Annotated in this window: 15 protein-coding genes and 1 tRNA gene; 8 read left to right on the plus strand and 8 right to left on the minus strand. The window is 64.6% G+C overall.

Annotated elements, in window-relative coordinates:
- Nucleotides 1–3,213 (plus strand): VPS10 domain-containing protein, encoded by a 3,213-nt coding sequence (locus ABD704_RS08855; RefSeq protein ID WP_344699320.1) that lies wholly within the window; start codon nucleotides 1–3, stop codon nucleotides 3,211–3,213.
- Here the strand turns inward: ABD704_RS08855 and ABD704_RS08860 are convergent, their stop codons facing one another.
- The 4 genes from ABD704_RS08860 to ABD704_RS08875 form a co-directional block, all read right to left on the minus strand.
- Nucleotides 3,214–4,653 carry an NAD-dependent succinate-semialdehyde dehydrogenase gene (locus ABD704_RS08860; RefSeq protein ID WP_344699321.1) on the minus strand — a complete coding sequence of 480 codons (1,440 nt, stop codon included), beginning with the start codon at nucleotides 4,651–4,653 and terminating at the stop codon, nucleotides 3,214–3,216. It lies immediately after the preceding gene.
- A gap of 9 nt (nucleotides 4,654–4,662) precedes the next feature.
- Entirely contained in the window at nucleotides 4,663–5,982 is a 1,320-nt protein-coding gene (locus ABD704_RS08865; protein ID WP_344699322.1) for a PQQ-dependent sugar dehydrogenase, read from the minus strand.
- Nucleotides 5,979–6,416 (minus strand): DUF2231 domain-containing protein, encoded by a 438-nt coding sequence (locus tag ABD704_RS08870; RefSeq protein WP_344699323.1) that lies wholly within the window; start codon nucleotides 6,414–6,416, stop codon nucleotides 5,979–5,981. The genes ABD704_RS08865 and ABD704_RS08870 overlap by 4 nt, the downstream gene beginning before the upstream one ends.
- A gap of 101 nt (nucleotides 6,417–6,517) precedes the next feature.
- Nucleotides 6,518–6,592: transfer RNA gene (locus ABD704_RS08875), tRNA-Gly, on the minus strand.
- Between the two features lie 165 nt (nucleotides 6,593–6,757).
- On the opposite strand from ABD704_RS08875, the gene ABD704_RS08880 reads away from it, so the two are divergent.
- Nucleotides 6,758–7,663: a tetratricopeptide repeat protein gene (locus ABD704_RS08880; RefSeq protein WP_344699325.1), complete on the plus strand. Its 906-nt coding sequence runs from the start codon at nucleotides 6,758–6,760 to the stop codon at nucleotides 7,661–7,663.
- Complete coding sequence (locus tag ABD704_RS08885) at nucleotides 7,660–8,295, plus strand: LON peptidase substrate-binding domain-containing protein (RefSeq protein WP_344699326.1); 636 nt, start codon at nucleotides 7,660–7,662, stop codon at nucleotides 8,293–8,295. The genes ABD704_RS08880 and ABD704_RS08885 overlap by 4 nt, the downstream gene beginning before the upstream one ends.
- Here the strand turns inward: ABD704_RS08885 and ABD704_RS08890 are convergent, their stop codons facing one another.
- A complete protein-coding gene (locus tag ABD704_RS08890; protein ID WP_344699327.1) occupies nucleotides 8,296–9,510 on the minus strand; it encodes a UbiH/UbiF/VisC/COQ6 family ubiquinone biosynthesis hydroxylase in 1,215 nt (404 codons plus the stop codon).
- A gap of 100 nt (nucleotides 9,511–9,610) precedes the next feature.
- Between ABD704_RS08890 and ABD704_RS08895 the strand changes: the two genes are divergently transcribed.
- From ABD704_RS08895 to ribA, 4 genes are all read left to right on the plus strand, one after another.
- Nucleotides 9,611–11,935, plus strand: a complete 2,325-nt coding sequence (locus ABD704_RS08895; RefSeq protein WP_425565420.1) for a DNA translocase FtsK — start codon at nucleotides 9,611–9,613, stop codon at nucleotides 11,933–11,935.
- Between the two features lie 85 nt (nucleotides 11,936–12,020).
- Entirely contained in the window at nucleotides 12,021–12,623 is a 603-nt protein-coding gene (locus tag ABD704_RS08900; protein ID WP_344699328.1) for a LolA family protein, read from the plus strand.
- A 198-nt stretch (nucleotides 12,624–12,821) separates the two neighbouring features.
- Complete coding sequence (locus ABD704_RS08905; protein ID WP_344699329.1) at nucleotides 12,822–13,616, plus strand: exodeoxyribonuclease III; 795 nt, start codon at nucleotides 12,822–12,824, stop codon at nucleotides 13,614–13,616.
- Nucleotides 13,613–14,668, plus strand: coding sequence for a GTP cyclohydrolase II (gene ribA, locus ABD704_RS08910; RefSeq protein ID WP_344699330.1), 1,056 nt, complete (start codon nucleotides 13,613–13,615; stop codon nucleotides 14,666–14,668). Before ABD704_RS08905 ends, ribA begins: the two co-directional genes overlap by 4 nt.
- Here ribA and ABD704_RS08915 read toward each other — a convergent pair.
- The 3 genes from ABD704_RS08915 to ABD704_RS08925 form a co-directional block, all read right to left on the minus strand.
- On the minus strand, nucleotides 14,660–15,331 hold the full coding sequence (locus tag ABD704_RS08915) for an HAD family hydrolase (RefSeq protein WP_344699331.1): 672 nt from the start codon (nucleotides 15,329–15,331) through the stop codon (nucleotides 14,660–14,662). The two genes, ribA and ABD704_RS08915, sit on opposite strands and share 9 nt — an antisense overlap.
- Nucleotides 15,318–15,986, minus strand: a complete 669-nt coding sequence (locus ABD704_RS08920; RefSeq protein WP_344699332.1) for a YggS family pyridoxal phosphate-dependent enzyme — start codon at nucleotides 15,984–15,986, stop codon at nucleotides 15,318–15,320. The genes ABD704_RS08915 and ABD704_RS08920 overlap by 14 nt, the downstream gene beginning before the upstream one ends.
- A gap of 484 nt (nucleotides 15,987–16,470) precedes the next feature.
- Nucleotides 16,471–17,184 (minus strand): porin, encoded by a 714-nt coding sequence (locus ABD704_RS08925; protein WP_344699333.1) that lies wholly within the window; start codon nucleotides 17,182–17,184, stop codon nucleotides 16,471–16,473.
- A 186-nt stretch (nucleotides 17,185–17,370) separates the two neighbouring features.
- On the opposite strand from ABD704_RS08925, the gene ABD704_RS08930 reads away from it, so the two are divergent.
- Nucleotides 17,371–17,805: a DUF3576 domain-containing protein gene (locus tag ABD704_RS08930; protein ID WP_344699334.1), complete on the plus strand. Its 435-nt coding sequence runs from the start codon at nucleotides 17,371–17,373 to the stop codon at nucleotides 17,803–17,805.
- Nucleotides 17,806–17,814 lie beyond the last annotated feature (9 nt).

A 17,814-nucleotide genomic window follows, 5' to 3' on the forward strand; every position in this document is an offset into this window, starting at 1 on the left:
ATGCTGCGTAACCTGCTTCTTGCATCAGCCGCCCTGATCGCTGCGCCACTCGCCGCCCAGTCGTTCGATAGCGCCGCCGTCTCCGGACTCGGCGTTCGCAACATCGGCTCCGCCACCATGTCGGGCCGCATCGCCGCCGTCGCCGGGCGCCAGGAAAAGGACGGCAAGGTCACGCTGATCGTCGGCTCCGCGTCCGGCGGCGTGTGGAAGTCCGAGGATGGCGGAACGACCTTCAAGCCCGTCTTCGACAAGCAGCCGGTGCAATCGATCGGCGCAGTCGCGCTCGATCCCACCAATCCGCAGGTGATGTGGGTGGGCAGCGGCGAAAGCTGGACGCGCAACTCCGTGTCGATAGGTAACGGCGTCTACAAAAGCGTCGACGGCGGAGAGACCTGGACGCACGTCGGCCTGCCCAATGTCGAGCGGATCACGCGCGTCGTCGTCCATCCGAAGAACGGCAACATCGTCTACGTCTGCGCGCCGGGAGCCTTGTGGTCGGACTCGCCTGACCGCGGTCTTTACAAGACTATCGATGGCGGCCGGACCTGGTCGCTGATCCTGAAAGGCGCAAACCTCTCTACCGGCTGTTCGTCGGTGGCCTTGGACCCGGCGAACCCAGAACATCTGCTCGCCGGCACATGGGACTTCCGCCGCAAGGCCTATGAGTTCCGGTCGGGCGGCAATGGGCCGGACGCCCCTTCCGGAAGCCGCTTCGCCGAAAGCCGCGACGGAGGGCGGACCTGGACCGACCTCAACGAAAGTAGCCGTAAAGGCCTTCCCAAGAAGCCGTGGGGCCGGATCGAAGTCAGCTATGCGCCTTCGAATCCCAAGACTGTCTATGCATTCATCGAGAATGTGCGTCCGGCGCTGTTCGTTTCCGAAAATGGCGGACTGACCTGGGAGGAGCGCGACCGCAGCCAAGGCATGGTTTGGCGCCCATTCTATTTCGGACGAATCGTCGTCGATCCGAAGAATCCCGAGCGCCTGTTCAAGATGGGCTTTTCGATGATCGTCTCCGACGACGGCGGGAAGAGCTTTTCCGAGACGACCGGTGCGACGCATGGCGACTGGCACGACCTGTGGATCAACCCGACCGATACCAAGCACATGGTCGGCGGCGACGACGGCGGGCTGTGGACCAGCTACGATGGCGGCAACCGCTGGGTGAAGAGCTGGAACCTGCCAGTCAGCCAATTCTACCATGTCAGCACCGACATGAAGGACCCCTACCAGGTCTATGGCGGCCTTCAGGACAACAGCAGCTGGGTCGGCGACCAGGAATATCCGGGCGGCATCACCAACAACCGCTGGGAGAATTTGTACGGCGGCGACGGCTTCTGGGCCTTCGCCGACCCGTCGGACCCCAATTATACATTTGCAGAATATCAGGGCGGTCACATCTCGCGGATCAATCGCACCACGCTCGCAGCGCGCGATATCCAGCCCAAAGCCGGCTACAAGGAAAAGCTTCGCTACAACTGGAATACGCCGATCGCACTTTCGCCTAATGAGAAGGGCACGATCTACATCGGATCCCAATTCCTGTTCCGAAGCCGCGACCACGGCGTCACCTGGGACCGGATTTCGCCGGACCTGACAACCAACGACCCGGTCCGCCAGAAGCAGGAACAGTCGGGCGGGATCACCGTCGACAATTCGTCGGCCGAGATGAACACGACCATCTACTCGATTTCGGAAAGCCCACGCGCGCCGGGGCAAATCTGGGTCGGCACGGATGACGGTAACGTCCAGCTCACTCGCGACGGGGGGCGTAACTGGACCAATGTCACGGCCAATCTCGGCATGCCGACCGGGAACTGGATCAGCTGGGTCGAGGCCAGCCGCTTCAACCCCGCCGTCGCTTACGCGACTGACGATCGCCACGCTTCCGGCGACATGGGCACCTATCTGTATCGCACCGGTGACTACGGTCGGACCTGGCAGCGACTGATCGGGCCCGGAACGCCCGGCGTCCGTGGCTACGCTCACGTCATCAAGGAAGACCGCCAAAACCCGAACATCCTGTTCCTCGGCACCGAGTTCGGGCTGTTCGCCAGCGTCGACGGCGGCCGCAGCTGGGCGCAGTTCAAGCCCAACAATTTCCCCGACGGGGTCGCCGTGCGCGACATTGCTCTGCAGGATCGGGACGACGATCTCGTCCTGGCGACGCACGGTCGCGGCATCTGGGTGATCGACGACATCAGCCCGCTGCGCGCCTTGAACGCGCAGACGCTGGAGAGTGGCGCGGCCCTTATTCCGGGACGGCCGGTCGAACAGCGTATCCAGGGCAACGGCGGCTGGGCCGAAGGCAATGCCACCTTCTACGGCGACAATCCCCCGGGCGGCGCGACCATCACCTATTTCCAGAAGGCGCGGCATGTCATCGGGCGAATGAAGCTCGAGATTCTCGATGCGAGCGGCAAGGTGGTCGATGAAGTGCCGGCCTCGAAGCGGCGCGGCCTCAACCGGGTCAGCTGGCCGATGCGGACCAAGCCGCCGCAGGTCCCACCGGCAGCGTCTCTGGCGGGCGCGTCCGCGCAGGGCGAACGCTTCCTTCCCGGCACCTACACGGTACGGCTGACCAAGGCCGGGCAGGTGTCCACCGAGCCACTGACCGTCACGCTCGACAGGCGCGCCACCTATACGGTCGCCGACCGGCAGGCGCAGTTCGCCGCATCGGAACGGCTAAAGGACATGTTCCTGCGGATGAGTAAGGTGGTTGCCGAGATCAACGGCGTGCGCGGGCAAGCGGGCGATCTGGCCGCGAGCGCCACGGCGCCTGCGGACGTGAAGGCATCGGCGGCGCAGCTGCTCGGCAAGGCCGACTCGCTGCGCAAGGAGATCGTCGCCACGACCGAAGGCGGCGCGATCACCGGCGAAGAGCGCCTGCGCGAGCATGTCGACGAGATCTACGGCGCCATCAATTCGACCGAAGATCAACCGACGAATTACCAGATGGCACGCATTGATGCCCTCGACCGAGAACTCAAGGACGTCGAAGCGCAATGGGCCGCGTTCCAATCCGCGGATCTTCCCGCGTTCAACGCCAAGCTCCGCGCTGCGAACCTTGAACCTGTGACCATCGCAGAGGTAGAGTTCGACCCTGACGATTTGGCCCGGGGCGGACGCGCATCGGCCCTTGCGAGAGGCCTCGTCGGCGCGCGTTTCTACGGAAATGCCGCCGTGCTCGAGGAAACCGGCGAGAAAGATTGATTATTCCGTCCGGCTCGTCCCGCCGGAGCCGAGCGGCTTCACGTGCACGGTCTTGATGTTGACGAACTCGCGGATGCCATAAGCGGAGCATTCGCGGCCGTAGCCGCTGTGCTTGACGCCGCCGAACGGTGTTCGCGGGTCGGAGCGCACGCTCTCGTTCACGAAGCTCATTCCCGCTTCGAGCTCGTGCGCGGCAATGCGCCGACCGCGATCCAAATCTGACGTCAAGACGCCAGAGCCGAGGCCAAATTCGCTGGCGTTTGCAATGCGGATCGCGTCGGCCTCGTCGTCTGCGGCGATGATTGCCGCGACGGGTCCGAACACTTCTTCATCATGCGCCGGTTGGCCCGGCAGCACGTTGGTGAGGACCGTCGGCGGGTACCAGGCACCGGGGCGGTCGGGCACTTTGCCGCCGAGGAGCAGCCGGGCGCCCTTGCGCACGCTTTCCGAGACCTGACGATGGATCTCGTCGCGCGCTTCGACGCTCTGCATCGGGCCGAGCGTCGTTCCATCCTTGCGCGGATCGCCCATTTCGAAGCCGCGCATGGCGTCGGTCATCGCCTTTTCGAACGGCTCGAGGATGGAGCGGATGACGATGAAGCGCTTGCCCGCGATGCAGCTCTGGCCGCCGTTGACCATCCGCGCAGTCGCCGCGACCCTGGCCGCCGCCTCGACATCGGCGTCCTCAAGAATGAGGTAAGCATCCGCCCCGCCGAGCTCGAGCACGCACTTCTTCAGCACTGAGCCGGCCGCCGTCGCGACGCTCCGTCCGGCGCCGACGCTCCCGGTCAGCGTGACCGCAGCCACATTGTCGTCCTTGATCAGCGCCTCGACCTCGCGGCTGGGCAGGAGGAGCGTGCGGAACAGTTCCTTCGGAACACCGGCCTGGTGAAGCACGTCTTCAATCGCCAGCGCGCAGCCGGGGACGTTGCTCGCGTGCTTCAGGAGTGCGCCGTTCCCAGCCATCAGCGCCGGCGCGACGAAGCGAAACACCTGCCAGAATGGGAAATTCCAGGGCATCACCGCCAGGACGACGCCGATGGGATTAAAGGTGATGAACGCCTCGCCACCGCCGATGTCTGCCGGCGCGTCGGCGAGATAGCCGGCCGCGTAATCGGCGAACCAGTCGCAGTGGAAGGCGCATTTCTCGATCTCGGCGCGGCCTTCGTCGAGCGTCTTTCCCATCTCATCGGTCATTAGCGCCGCGAACTCGTCCTTGCGCTGGCGCAGGATCGCGCCCGCCTTGCGGACGACGGCGGCGCGTTCGTTGAAGGAGGTCCGGCGCCATTCGCGGAAAGCGGCGTGAGCTTTTGCCGCAGCGGCGAGCGCTTCCTCGATGCTGGTCGGGTCGTAGGACTTACCGGGCTCTTCGGTCGCCGGGTTGATTGTTTGGATCTTGTCCGAGTGCTTTGGCCTGCTCAGCTCGGCCTGTTCCGACATCACATGCTCCTAGCCAGCGGGCCGCTCGGCAGCGCGGGTGACTCGCCATACCACGTTGCCGACATCGTCAGCGACCAGCAACGCGCCGGTCCGGTCGATCGCGACGCCGACCGGACGCCCGTGGACGGTTTTGTCATCGGTCCCGAGGAAGCCCGTCACGACGTTGATCGGCATGCCGGTCGGGCGGCCGTTGGCGAAGGGCACGAAGACGACCTTGTAGCCATTGAGCGGCGAGCGATCCCAGCTGCCATGCTCGCCGATGAAGGCGCCGTTGGCGAAGGCCGGTGCGAGCTGCTGACCAGTGCTGAAAGTCAGGCCGAGCGCCGCGACATGTGACCCTAGCGCATAGTCCGGCTTAATTGCCTTCGCGACCATTTCGGGCTTTTGCGGGTGGACACGAATGTCCACGTGCTGGCCGTAATAACTGTAGGGCCAGCCGTAGAAGCCGCCGTCGCGGATGGAGGTGATGTAATCAGGCACGAGGTCGGGCCCGATTTCGTCGCGTTCATTGGCGATTGCGAACAGCTGGCGTGTCTGCGGTTCGATGGCGAGGTTAGTCGGGTTGCGCACGCCGCTGGCGTAGATGCGCATAGCGCCGGTCAGGCGGTCTACTTCCCAGATCGCCGCGCGGCCCTGTTCGATATCCATCCCGTTCTCGGTGATGTTACTGTTGGAGCCGACGCCCACATAGAGCTTCGATCCGTCCGGGCTGGCGACGAGTGATTTCGTCCAATGGTGGTTGATCGGACCGGCTGGCAGGTCCGCCAGCTTCACTCCGGGTCCCGGGATGCTCGTTGCGCCGGGGGTATAGCGGAAAGCGAGGATGGCGTCGGTGTTGGCGACGTAGAGAATGTCGCCCACCAGCGCGACGCCATAAGGCGAGTGCAGGTGGTCGATGAACACGGTGCGAAGGTCCGGCTTTCCATCACCATTGGTGTCGCGGAGCAGCGTGATGCGGTTGCCGCCCTTCTGCTTGGTGCCGCCGCGCGCCTTGACCGGGCTCTGGACATAATCCTTCGGACGGAAGGGGACGGTGCCGGGGCCGTTGCTTTCGACGACGAGGATGTCGCCGTTCGGCAGCGGGTAGACGATGCGCGGGTGCATCAGGTCCGTCGCAAGCGCCTGGATTTGGAGCCCGACCGGCACTTGCGGCGTTTCGCCAGCCGACCAGCCTACCGCCTTGGGCACACTCATCGGCGGGAACAGGTATTGCCTTGGCTCAGGCAAATATGGGTTTGGCCCGACCTGACGGTTCGGGTCTCCGCCCTGGGGCGCACAAGCAACGAGACTGGCGGTCGTGAAAGTCAGGGCGAGGAGGCGCGCGTTCATGAGCGGTCCTCCTCCGCGCGGATTCGGCCGTCGGTCACGCTCCAGCCGAGGAACGCTACGACGAGCAGCAGGATCGCCGCGATCGCGGAGAGGGTCAGTCCGGTTGGAACGACCGACGTCCAGGCATCGCGGCTGTGAACGAACACGTTGAAAATAGAGACGATAGCCGCGACTGCGAGCAGGATCAGGGGCAGTCGACGAACTCGTCCCGCACTTCCGATGAGCAGGTCGACCATAAGCAGGATCGAAGCGATCAGCGCGAGCAGCAAGCCGCCGGTGATTAGCCAAGCCGAGAAGTTCGCCCACTGAAACAGCGCCGTATTCGAATATTCCCAGTCGGTGACAAACGCCGCGATGAGCAAAGTGCCGCCCATCGACACGAAGGGTGGATGCAAGAGAAGCCGGGGCCTTATCGTTCGCGGTGCAGTCGCCATTGTCGCTCCTCCCTCTTGTAGTTCCGGGAAGTGCAACGCGCATGTGCCCGCTGTTTTCCAACAACGGCGCACATGACAGCAATTTCACGCTGTTGGACAGCTGGAGCGGGCGAAGGGATTCGAACCCTCGACCCCAACCTTGGCAAGGTTGTGCTCTACCCCTGAGCTACGCCCGCTCTGAGCGAAAGCCGGTGCCTGGAAGACCGTCCGGCTGAGGTGAGGCGCGCGCCTAGCATGCTCTTCGCCGCTCCTGCAAGGGCAAGAACCGACAGCTTGTGGCGCGGCCGCTTGCCGACCATATGGGCGGGCAACCTGCGTTGTGAAGGGAGCATCTGACGAGCGTGGCGACCCTGGGCCTTTCCGAAGCCGACCGAGAATCCCTCGAGCGGTTCGAACGCGACGTCATCGAACCGTCGATGACCTCGCTCGTCATCCTCGACTTCTGGGCGGAATGGTGCGGGCCGTGCAAGCAGCTCGGCCCGATCCTCGACAAGGTCTCGGCTGATTATGCTGCGAAGGGCGTGAAGCTCGCCAAGATCGATGTCGACAAGGAAAAGATGCTGGCCGCGCAATTTCGGATCCAGTCGATTCCGACAGTCTATGCGCTTTATCGGGGCCAGCCTGTCGCGGACCTCACCAATTACCGGACTGAAGGCCAGCTCACGGGCGCGCTCGACAAATTGCTGGCGCAGCTGAAGATCGAGCCGGAGGGCGCGGTACCTCAGGCGGAGATCGAGCCACTGGTTGCGATGGGTGAGCAGGTTCTGAGCGAGGGCGACTCGACGCGCGCCGTCGGGATCTTCCGCCAGATCCATGAAATGGCGCCGGACAAGCCGGAAGTGGTCGGTGGTCTCGTACGATCGCTCGTCGCTTCAGGTGAGATCGACGAAGCTCGACAGATTCTCGATGCGGTGCCGGAAGATCAGGCGAAGAAGCCCGAGATCGGCCGCGCCCGCGCGGCGCTTGAAGTGGCGTCAGCACCGGCAGTCGACACCGCGCCGCTCGAGCAACGGCTCGCCGCCAACGCGGACGACCACGAAGCGCGCTTCGAGTTGGCGGCCGCGAAAATGTCCGCCGGCGACAGGGACGCAGCCGCCGATGCGCTCCTCGAGATCGTCCAGCGCGACCGCGACTGGAACGACGGAGCAGCCCGCAAGCAATTCCTCCAGCTGCTCGAAGCGCAGGGTCTCGAAGACCCGTGGTCTAGCGCACAGCGGCGCCGGCTCTCGGCCCTGTTGTTCACATGAGCCGGACCCTCCGCGTTCCCATCTTTCCCCTTTCCGGCGCGATACTCTTCCCAAGGTCGCAGCTCCCCCTTCACATCTTCGAACCGCGCTATCGCGATATGGTGCGCGATGCGATCGACGGCGCGGGCCGCATCGGCATGATCCAGCCCTTGCGGCTCGATGAGGACAATAAGGCACCGCTCTATGGGATCGGCTGCCTCGGCGAGATTGTCGGCATCGAGGAGCTCGACGACGGACGGTTCAATATCGTCCTGCTCGGCGTGAACCGCTTCCGTTACCTGCGCGATGCGGAAATCGACTCAACTTATCGCTGTGCCGAGGTGGACATCGAAGGGTTCGTAGACGCCGAGCCGCCGCCCCTTTCGCTGGGTGAGCGCGCCGAAGTGGAGCGTGAAGCACGAAGGCTCGGCGACGCGCTCGGGCTTGCCGTCGACTGGGACGCCGTGAGCCGCCTTGACGATGAGATGCTGGTCAATGCGATCGCTCAGGTCGCGCCGTTCGACGTCGGCGCCAAGCAAGCGCTGCTTGAGCAGGTAACGCTGACGGGGCGAGCCGACCTTCTGGTTCAGCTCATGCAGTTCCATCGCGCGGCAGTCACCGGCGGCCTCGAGATCGAGCCGACGATCCAGTAGCTAGATTTGCAGGCCTCGAAGCAGCAACGGCAGATCGCCGCTGGTGCCGCGCGCTTCGCTCATCAGGCGATTTTTGATCGGGGAAATCCGCTCGACCAAGCCCATGCCGAAGCGTCGCATCGCAGAGGCCGTCTTGCCGGGAACACCGTAGATTCGGGTCAGGCTGTCGGTAGCAAAGGCGACAGAAAGCGCATCGAGCGAGCGCCAGCGCTGGTAACGGTCGAGCAATTGCTTGTCGCCAAGGTCGAGGCCAAGGCGCGCGCCTTCGACGAGGACTTGTGCGAGCGCCGCGACATCCCGGAAGCCGAGGTTGAGCCCCTGACCTGCGATAGGATGGATCGCATGCGCGGCATCGCCTGCGAGCGCCAGCCGCTTCGCGGTCATCTGCGCGGCGTGGTGGAAGCCAAGCGGGTAGGACGAGCGCGGCGCCAGCATTTCAATCTTACCGAGAAAGCCACCCATGGCCGACTCTGCTTCGGCCGCAAAATCATCGTCGTCGAGCGACAGCCAGCCGGCGGCATCGTCGCGCGCGACGGACCAGACGATGGCCGAGCGGTGACCGCCCGCATTGTCATTCATCGGCAGCAGCGCGAATGGTCCAGCCGGATAGAAGATCTCGTAGGCGACATGCTCATGCGGCTTCGCATGCCGGAGCACGGACACGATCGCCTGGTGGTCGTAGCGCCAGCGCGCGACGCGAATGCCGGCCGCCTCCCGCGTCGCCGATTCCCGTCCATCGGCGGCTATCAGGAGCGGCGCGGTCAGTGTCCTGCCATCGTCGAGGCGGACAACGACGCCATGGTCGCCTCGATCGACGCTGGCGACCCGCGATTTCCACAGCAGCCAGCTGTGCCGCCCGGCCTCGGCGCGCGCCTGTAGTGCGGCGCGAAGATGACGGTTTTCGTGCATCCAGCCGAGCGGTTCGTCATCTTCGGAATCGAAATGAAGCCCGCCTGGCTCCAACCCATCCGCGACCGCGATGGTACGAATTGGGCACCCCAGTGCAGCAAGATGGTCAGCGACGCCGATCGTTTCGAGCATGCGCATCGAGCTCGACGATACGGCGCTAGTGCGGCCGTCGAATGCGGAATCCTTGCGCAACGACGGGTCGGCGGGGTCGACCACGATCGCGGAGAGCCCGCTTGCGTCGAGCGCGGACGCCAGGGCGAGGCCAATCATCCCGCCGCCGAAAATGATCACATCGGACCGGTCCATGGCGTTGCCCTACGCGCGCGAAGCAATCACGCCAAGAAGTTCGCTTGACCGGAGAGTCCGGCTCAAGGCATTTTAGAGTCTGAACTTTTAGGGGTGGGACATGGCGACCGTTGCCGCGCGCGCGCCGAAGCGCGAACTGGCGCCCGACTGGCGCGACGCATTGCGTGAAGCAGTGCGGCGGATGGCGATTCGCACCTGGGGTGCAGTGTTGTTGGCGATCAGCATCGCCGGGACGCTCGCGCTGGCATCGCACAACCCGACCGATCCGTCGCTCAGCACGGCCGCCGGCGGCCCGCCGGCCAACTGGCTTGGCAGCTTCGGCGCTTATTTCAGCGACATCCTGTTGCTCTTGTTTGGGCTCGGCTCCGCGCTGTTCATGCCGGTCATCGCCATCGCGGGGATGAGGATGCTCCGCCTGCTTCCGGCTGGCCGGATCGGCCGCGGGCTTGGTCTGGCTGCCATCGGCGCGGTCCTGCTTGGCGTGGCGCTCGGCCTCACGAGCGGCTCGTCGGTGTCGGGACTTCCGGCTGGCTGGGGCGGCGCCCTCGGTCTCGCGGCGGCGCATGGCGTCGATGCCGCGATCGGGCTGATCCCCAACCCAATGATTGCCGGGCCGACGCGCCTGACCGTGCTCCTGCTCTTCGCGCTTGGCGGCCTCGCGGTCGGCTATTTGGCCGTCGGCATCAATTCCGACGAAAAGGATTGGCTGGGCGGCCTGTTCCGTCGAGCTCCGCGCGAACGCCGTGCTGCCCCGCGCCGGACCGAAATCGAAGAGGACGAACGGCCGACCGCCGCGGCGCCGCCTCGCGTGAAGCCGGTCGTCGCGGTCGCCGATCCATCCAAACCGCTTGTCGCGGCCAGCCGCGGTGCGAACCGCAAGGCTTCTGCGCAGCCTAGCCTGGCACTCGGTGACAGCCACCAGCTGCCGACACTCGACTTGCTCACCCCAGCGCCGGAGAAGGGCAAGCAGACCATCGACCGCGCCGGGCTCGAACGGAATGCGCGCCTGCTCGAAACGGTGCTCGAAGACTTCAACGTTCGCGGCGATATCGTCGAGGTCCGGCCGGGACCGGTAGTCACCATGTACGAGCTGGAGCCGGCCAGCGGCATCAAGGCCAGCCGCGTAATCGCCTTGGCTGACGATATCGCCCGCAACATGTCGGCGCTGTCCGCGCGCGTTGCGACCATTCCCGGCCGCAGCGTCATCGGCATCGAGCTGCCGAATCCGAAGCGCGAGATGGTTGTCCTGTCGGAGCTGATCGGGAGCCAGGCCTTCGACGATCAGAACATGTCGCTGCCGCTGATCCTCGGGAAGAATATCGCTGGCGACCCGGTTATCGCGGACCTCGCGCCAATGCCTCACCTGCTGGTCGCGGGCACCACCGGTTCGGGCAAGTCGGTCGGCCTTAACTGCATGATCCTCTCTCTGCTCTACCGCTACGGGCCGGACCAGGTGAAGATGATCATGATCGACCCGAAGATGCTCGAACTGAGCATCTACGACGACATCCCGCACTTGCTTTCGCCAGTCGTGACCGAGCCCGGCAAGGCTATCCGCGCGCTCAAATGGGCCGTCGAGCAGATGGAGGAGCGCTATCGCATGATGGCGAACCTCGGCGTCCGTGCGTTGCCCAGCTTCAACGCCAAGGTGCGCGAGGCGAAGGCCAAGGGATCCAAGCTCGGACGCCGAGTCCAGACCGGCTACGATGCCGACAACGGTCAACCGCTCTACGAGGTCGAGGAGCTCGAATACGAGGTCCTGCCGCAGATTGTGGTCGTGGTTGATGAGCTCGCCGACCTGATGATGACCGCCGGCAAGGAGGTCGAGTTCCTCATCCAGCGGCTCGCCCAGAAGGCGCGCGCAGCGGGCATTCACCTCATCATGGCCACGCAGCGGCCGTCGGTCGACGTCATCACCGGCGTCATCAAGGCGAACCTGCCGACGCGCGTCAGCTTCCAGGTAACGAGCAAGATCGACAGCCGAACCATCCTCGGCGAGCAGGGCGCAGAACAGCTGCTCGGCAAGGGCGACATGCTCTACATGCCGGGCGGCAAGCAGATCATCCGCGTTCATGGGCCGTTCGTCAGTGACGAGGAAGTGCGCGCGGTGGCCGAGCATTGGCGCCGTCAGGGCGCCCCCGAGTACGTTCAGTCGGTCACCGAGGAACCGGAGGACGGCGGATATTTATTCGATGGTCAGCCGACCGGCGAAGACGATGCAGAGACGCAGCTTTTCCGCAAAGCCGTGCAGATCGTCGCCGAGAGTCAGAAGGCGTCGACCTCCTACCTCCAGCGGCAGCTGCGGGTGGGCTACAACAGCGCCGCGCGCCTGATCGAGCGGATGGAAAAGGAAGGTCTCGTGGGCCAGCCCGACCATGTGGGCCGCCGCGAGGTGCTGATCGACCCGGACGGCCACCCCATCTGAGCCTGAACGGTGCGGAACCGGAAGGTTCAGTCCGCATTCAACGCGGCGACGCCAGTTCGTGCGACAAATTTCCAGGAGCTTGAAGATGATTTCCGCCCCTCGTTTCGCGCGCGCCCTCGTGGCGGCCGCCATCATCGCGACCCCTGCGGCCGCGGCAGATTCTCCCGACCTCGGGAAGCTGAAGAGCCATATCGGCGCGGTACAGACGATGACTGCCAATTTCGTCCAGACCGATGCGCGTGGCCGCTCGGCCGCGGGAACGCTGCAGCTGAAGCGCCCGGGCAAGGTCCGCTTCCAATATGGCAGCGGCGACCTGCTGCTCGTGGCCGATGGAAGGAACCTCTACTTTCTCGATTATCAGGTCGGCCAAAAGAGCGCCTATCCACTCGGCAAGACGCCGCTCGGCCCGCTGCTGTCGAGCTCGCCGGACTTCAACGGCAAGGCACAGGTGTTGCCGAGCACCGATCCCCGGATCCTCGTCGCCCGGGCCAAGAATACGTCCTACGGCCAGCTTACGCTCGCCTTCCTGCGCAGCACGTCGGCGCCGGGGGGCCTTCAGATGTATGGCTGGACAGCGATCGACCCGCAGGGCCGCCGGACGACGGTGAAGCTGTCGAATGTCCGCTACAATGTCGCGGTGCCGGAGAGCGCCTTCACGTACGCGGAGCCGAAGAGGCGCGGAAAATAGTTTCAGATTGCGACCTGTTCATCGCACTTTCAGGGTCGAGTACCTAAATAGGTTGGCGGTTCTGTATGTTACCGGGGTTTCCCCCTGTTACCCGGGTTTTACAGAGCCCCTTGCGTGACGAACGCTTGGCGGCCCTCGCTCCATGCCCCCGGAGCGGGGGCCTTTTTCTATTCGGGCGACAAAGGCTAAGCGGGTGACGTGGGCAAAAAGCTGAAAATCGCTTCGTGGAACATCAACTCGGTGCGCGCACGGTCGGCGCTCGTCGAGCGACTAATCGTCGAGCAGCGGCCCGACATTCTGTGCCTGCAGGAAACCAAGGTGCTCGACAGCATCTTCCCCGCCGAGCTGTTCACGCGCCATGGTTATGTCCACCATCAGTTGAATGGCCAGCGCATGCACCACGGCGTCGCGATCCTCAGCCGCCTTCCGCTCCAAGACGCTGGCAAGCATGACTGGCAAGACAATGGCGAAGCGCGACATGTCGGCGCGCGGCTCGAGTGCGGGATCCGGCTCGAGAACGTTTATGTGCCGGCCGGTGGCGACATCCCCGATCGCGCGCAGAATCCCAAGTTCGGTCAGAAGCTCGACTTCATCGGCCGGATGACCCGCTGGTCGGAGGATCTCAAGGAACCGACGATCATTGTCGGCGACTTCAACGTCGCGCCGCTTGAATGCGATGTCTGGAGCCACAAGGCGCTGATCAACGTCGTCAGCCACACGCCTGTCGAGGTCGAGGCGCTGAATCGGCTTCAGCAGGCGCACGACTGGGTCGATATTGGACGCAAGTTCGTGCCCGCGCCCGAGCGCTGCTTCACCTGGTGGAGCTATCGCTCGCCCGACTGGACCAAGAACGACCGTGGCCGGCGCCTCGATCACATGTGGGCCTCGCCCGAATTGTCCGGCCACCTGGTCGGACACGAGGTGCTTGAACCGTGCCGCGCATGGGAGCGGCCGTCCGATCACGTCCCGTTGATCTGCGAGATCGAAGTTTGAGCGAGCAGCCGATTCGCCGCGCCATCGCCGCGCTCCGCGCCGGTCGAGCGGTGCGGATCGAAGGCGAAGCGCCTATCGCCATCGCTGCCGTTGAGACGGCAACGCCGGAGTTTCTCGACATCCTTGATCCGAAGAGCAGCGCGAGGTTGCTGATAAGCGGACATCGAGCCGCAGCGCTTGCGCTGACTAATCGGCGTGACGCGGCCGACCCCGGCCGGCCCGTACTCGTAGAACGCGCCCCATGGCTCGATTGTGAAACCGCTTTGGCGCTAGCCGACCCAGGCCGTGATCTCGACCGCGGGCTGGTCGGACCGCTGCACCCGCTGCCTTGCAGAAGCCCAACGTCTTGCACGGCAGCGCTCGAACTCGCGCGCGCCGCTGGGCTTCTTCCAGCGCTATGGCTGCTCGACGATCAAGGCGCCGCGACGAGCGTCTCGGTCGAGGAGATAGACCGCCAAGATCGTTCGCCTACAGTCGAGATCGTCGCCCGTGCCAAGCTTCCGCTCGACGACTTGCCCGATACGCAGATCGTCGCCTTCCGCGCGGCCGACGACGGGCAGGAGCATGTCGCGCTGTTGATCGGCGCGTTCGGTGGGAACCCGCCGCTCGTTCGTCTGCACAGCGAATGCCTGACCGGCGACGTGTTCGGATCGCTAAAGTGCGACTGCGGCCCGCAACTCAAGGAAGCGCTCAAGATTATCGGCGCGTCGGGCGGCGGCGTGCTGCTTTACCTGCGGCAGGAAGGGCGCGGCATCGGACTAGCCAACAAGCTCCGCGCTTACTCGCTACAGGATCGCGGACTCGACACGGTCGATGCCAATCGTCGGCTCGGCTTTGCCGACGACGAGCGCGATTATGCGCACGCTGCTGCGATGCTGAGAGCGCTCGGCGTGAACGAGGTCCGCCTACTGACGAATAACCCGAACAAGGTGGCCGGGCTGGAAGCGGCCGGCATCAAGGTTGCGGACCGCGTCCCGCATCACATGCCCGCCAACCCGCACAATGCCGATTATCTCGACACCAAGCGCAAAAGGAGCGGGCATCTAGCCTAAGCTGAGAAGCCTTCGCACATCGTCGAAGCTGTAGGCGATTTCGCGAACGCCCAGGGCGCGGAGCATCTCGTCATGGCCGTCGAGGCAGTGCGATCCCGCCGCCAGCCCAATCACCCGCGCCCCAGATGCTAACGCGCCGGTCACGCCGACACGCGAATCCTCGAGGATGGCGCAGTGCTCGATAGAAACGCCAATCTGCCGTGCAGTGTGAAGGTAGATGTCCGGCTCCGGCTTTCCCCGCTCAACATGCTCGTGGCCACTGTAGACATGCTCGCCGAACGCCTCGGTGAGTCCGAGATGCGCCAAGTGGCCGCGGATCCACTTGGTCGAGCTCGACGAAGCAACCGCGCGCGGCATCTCAGCCGGCAGGGACTGCACGAAGTCAACTGCGCCGAGCACCGCCATGATCCCCTCGCGCAGCGCCCGCCGGCTCTTGTCCCGAAGGCGGTCGTGAAATTCAGGCGGCAATTGCGTCCCGATCCGCCGCTCGATCGCGGCGAGGAAGTCGTTGCCTGCGAGGCCCGTATAATGGTGGAGCGTTTCCTCGACGCTGTGGCGGTGGCCGAGGTCCGTCAGCAGTGCCGCAAGCTCGCGGTTCCGCTCGAACTCGCTTTCGAGCAGTACGCCGTCAAAATCGAAAATGAGTCCGTCAGGCCTGGGCATCGTCTTCGAACAACGCAGTACCGACGCGAACGGCCGTGGACCCGAGCATCACGGCCTGGCGATAATCGGCCGACATGCCCATGCTGAGCGATGTGACGTCATGACGTCGCCCGAGCTTGGCGAGCAGCGCGAAATAAGGTGAGGGCTCAAGGCCCGCGGGCGGAATGCACATCAGCCCGGCAAGCGGGAGCGGCGAAGCGCGGACTGCCTCGATAAGCGTACCAAGCTCGTCGATGGGACAGCCGCCCTTCTGTTCCTCTTCGCCGATATTCACTTGCACGTAGACGCCGGGAAAGTGACCGCTCTTCTCCACCTCCTTTGTCAGGGCATCCAGCAGGGAGAGGCGATCCAGCGAGTGGATGGTCTCGAACAGGCCGATAGCTTCGGCGGCCTTGTTCGATTGCAGCCGGCCGATGCCGTGCAGGCGAATATCAGGGTTACACGCCAGCAGCTCTGGCCACTTCGATAGCGCTTCCTGGACCCGGCTTTCGCCGAAGTCGCGCTGTCCGGCGGCGATGAGGGGTTCGATCTCCTCCGCCGTTCGTCCCTTGCTTACGGCAACGAGTTGAATCTCGGACGGTTCGCGGCGCGCCAGTTTCGCCGCCGCGGCGATATTCTCCAGGATCTTATCGCGGCGGGCTGCGGCGCTCGTCATGGCGCGGCTATAGGTAGCCGAATGGAGCGCCGCCAGACCCGCATGCCGCGTCAGTGGCTCATTGCAGATGAACGGAACGCGGCTGGTCTCCCTGTCCTTCTCCGCAAGCTGCCACGCGACGCAGGTGTGATATTCCTGTTCGTCGATGCGCCGAAAACAGAGCGCAGGAAGCTGCTGGCGGGAGTGCGTAGGATCGCGCGTCGGCGAAACCTGATCCTACTCGACGAACTCGCAGGTGACGCGGCTCGCGTGCACAGTCTCCCAGAACTGCGCCGAGCCTTGCTCGCGCGGACCCCGCTGATCCTTCTTTCGCCGATGTTCGAAACGCGCAGTCACCCGGAATGGAAGCCCCTCCCCCGGATGCGAGCAGCCACATTCACGCGGCTTGCACGCCGCCGCTTGGGAGCGTTGGGCGGAATGAACGAAAAGCGATTCGCGAAAGTCGCGACGCTAGGCTTTCAAGCGTGGGCCGCGATCGACAGGTTTAGAACTTGAGCGCCGTACCCAGATAGACGGCCTGGCTGTCGCGCCGGGCATCCTGCAACGCCGACAGGCGATCACGCTCGATGTTGTAGCGAACGCCGCCAGTCAGGGCGATGCGCCGCGAGAGGTCGTAGGACCCGCCGACGTCCAGCGAGACGTTGTCGCCCTTGCGAAGCGCCGGAACCGGGCTGCCCGCAGTCCGCTCCGCACCGACGGCAACGCGTCCGGTAAACTTCTTGAGCGAGTAGCTGACGCCAACGATTGCCGTCTCGCGTCCACCAATCGCCGCGTCGGCCGACTTCACCTGAGCGACGTCGCCTGACACCGCGAAGCGTTTCCAGCCGATTGCCACGCCGAGGTTATAGCTGGTCGGGTTAAGAGCGTTGACCGCCGCCGTCGACACACTCGCCTGCGCAAGATCCGTCTGGGCCGGCGTCGTGCGCGCGCGGATGGCGACGCGGACCTGCGCCGGGCGACCCTTGGCGGGAGCCGGCGTGAACTTGAAATCGGTCAGCGCCAAGCCCTTGCCGGCGAACTGGGCCGCAAGCTTGGGATCGGCGTTGGCCGGAGTGAAGGAGGACATGGGGTCGAAGCTAAGCGACACTGCCACCGGCTTCTTCTTGGTCGAAGTCGCGGCGATTGCCGGAGACAGCACAAGACCGCCAGCGGCAACAGCCGCCAGCAACTTGGCTCCCTTTCGACGCGCGATCTTCAAAACCACGACTCCCTTTGCGTAGAGTCGATATAGATGGAGTCAGCTGAAGGTTCCATGACCATGAATCGATTCGTTCAGCCCCTGTTGCTGACTCACAACAATAATGCGCCGCAGCGGGACACCTTGCGAGAGGGGCCCGACCATCTATAACGCCGCTCGACCGGAAAAAGCTGTTTAGGATCCTCGATGAACCGCCTGCACACGACTGCTGCTGCACTGCTCGTCTTCGCAATCGCCGGCTCGGGCTGCGCGCGCAACAAGTCGCTTCCTACCGAGGTCGCGCCGTCCCGGATGACGACGATCGGCGTCAACGCCTATCTGTGGCGGGCCGCGCTCGACACCGTGTCCTTCGCGCCGCTGCTGCAGGCGGATGCCAACAGCGGCGTCATCGTCACCGACTGGTACACCAATCCGAAGGCGCCCGGCGAACGGGTGAAGCTTACGGTCGCGATCCTCGACCAGGATCTCCGCGCCGACGCGCTGCGCGTCTCCGGCTCGCGCCAGGTCAACCAGGGCGGCACCTGGGTCGATGCGCCGGTTACGGCTGCGACCGTGCAGAAGTTGGAAGATATTATCCTGACGAGGGCTCGAGACCTGCGCCGCGGCGCCGTCCGAGGTTAAGCCTTAGCG

Source organism: Sphingomonas limnosediminicola, from assembly GCF_039537965.1.
Lineage (GTDB): Bacteria > Pseudomonadota > Alphaproteobacteria > Sphingomonadales > Sphingomonadaceae > Sphingomicrobium > Sphingomicrobium limnosediminicola.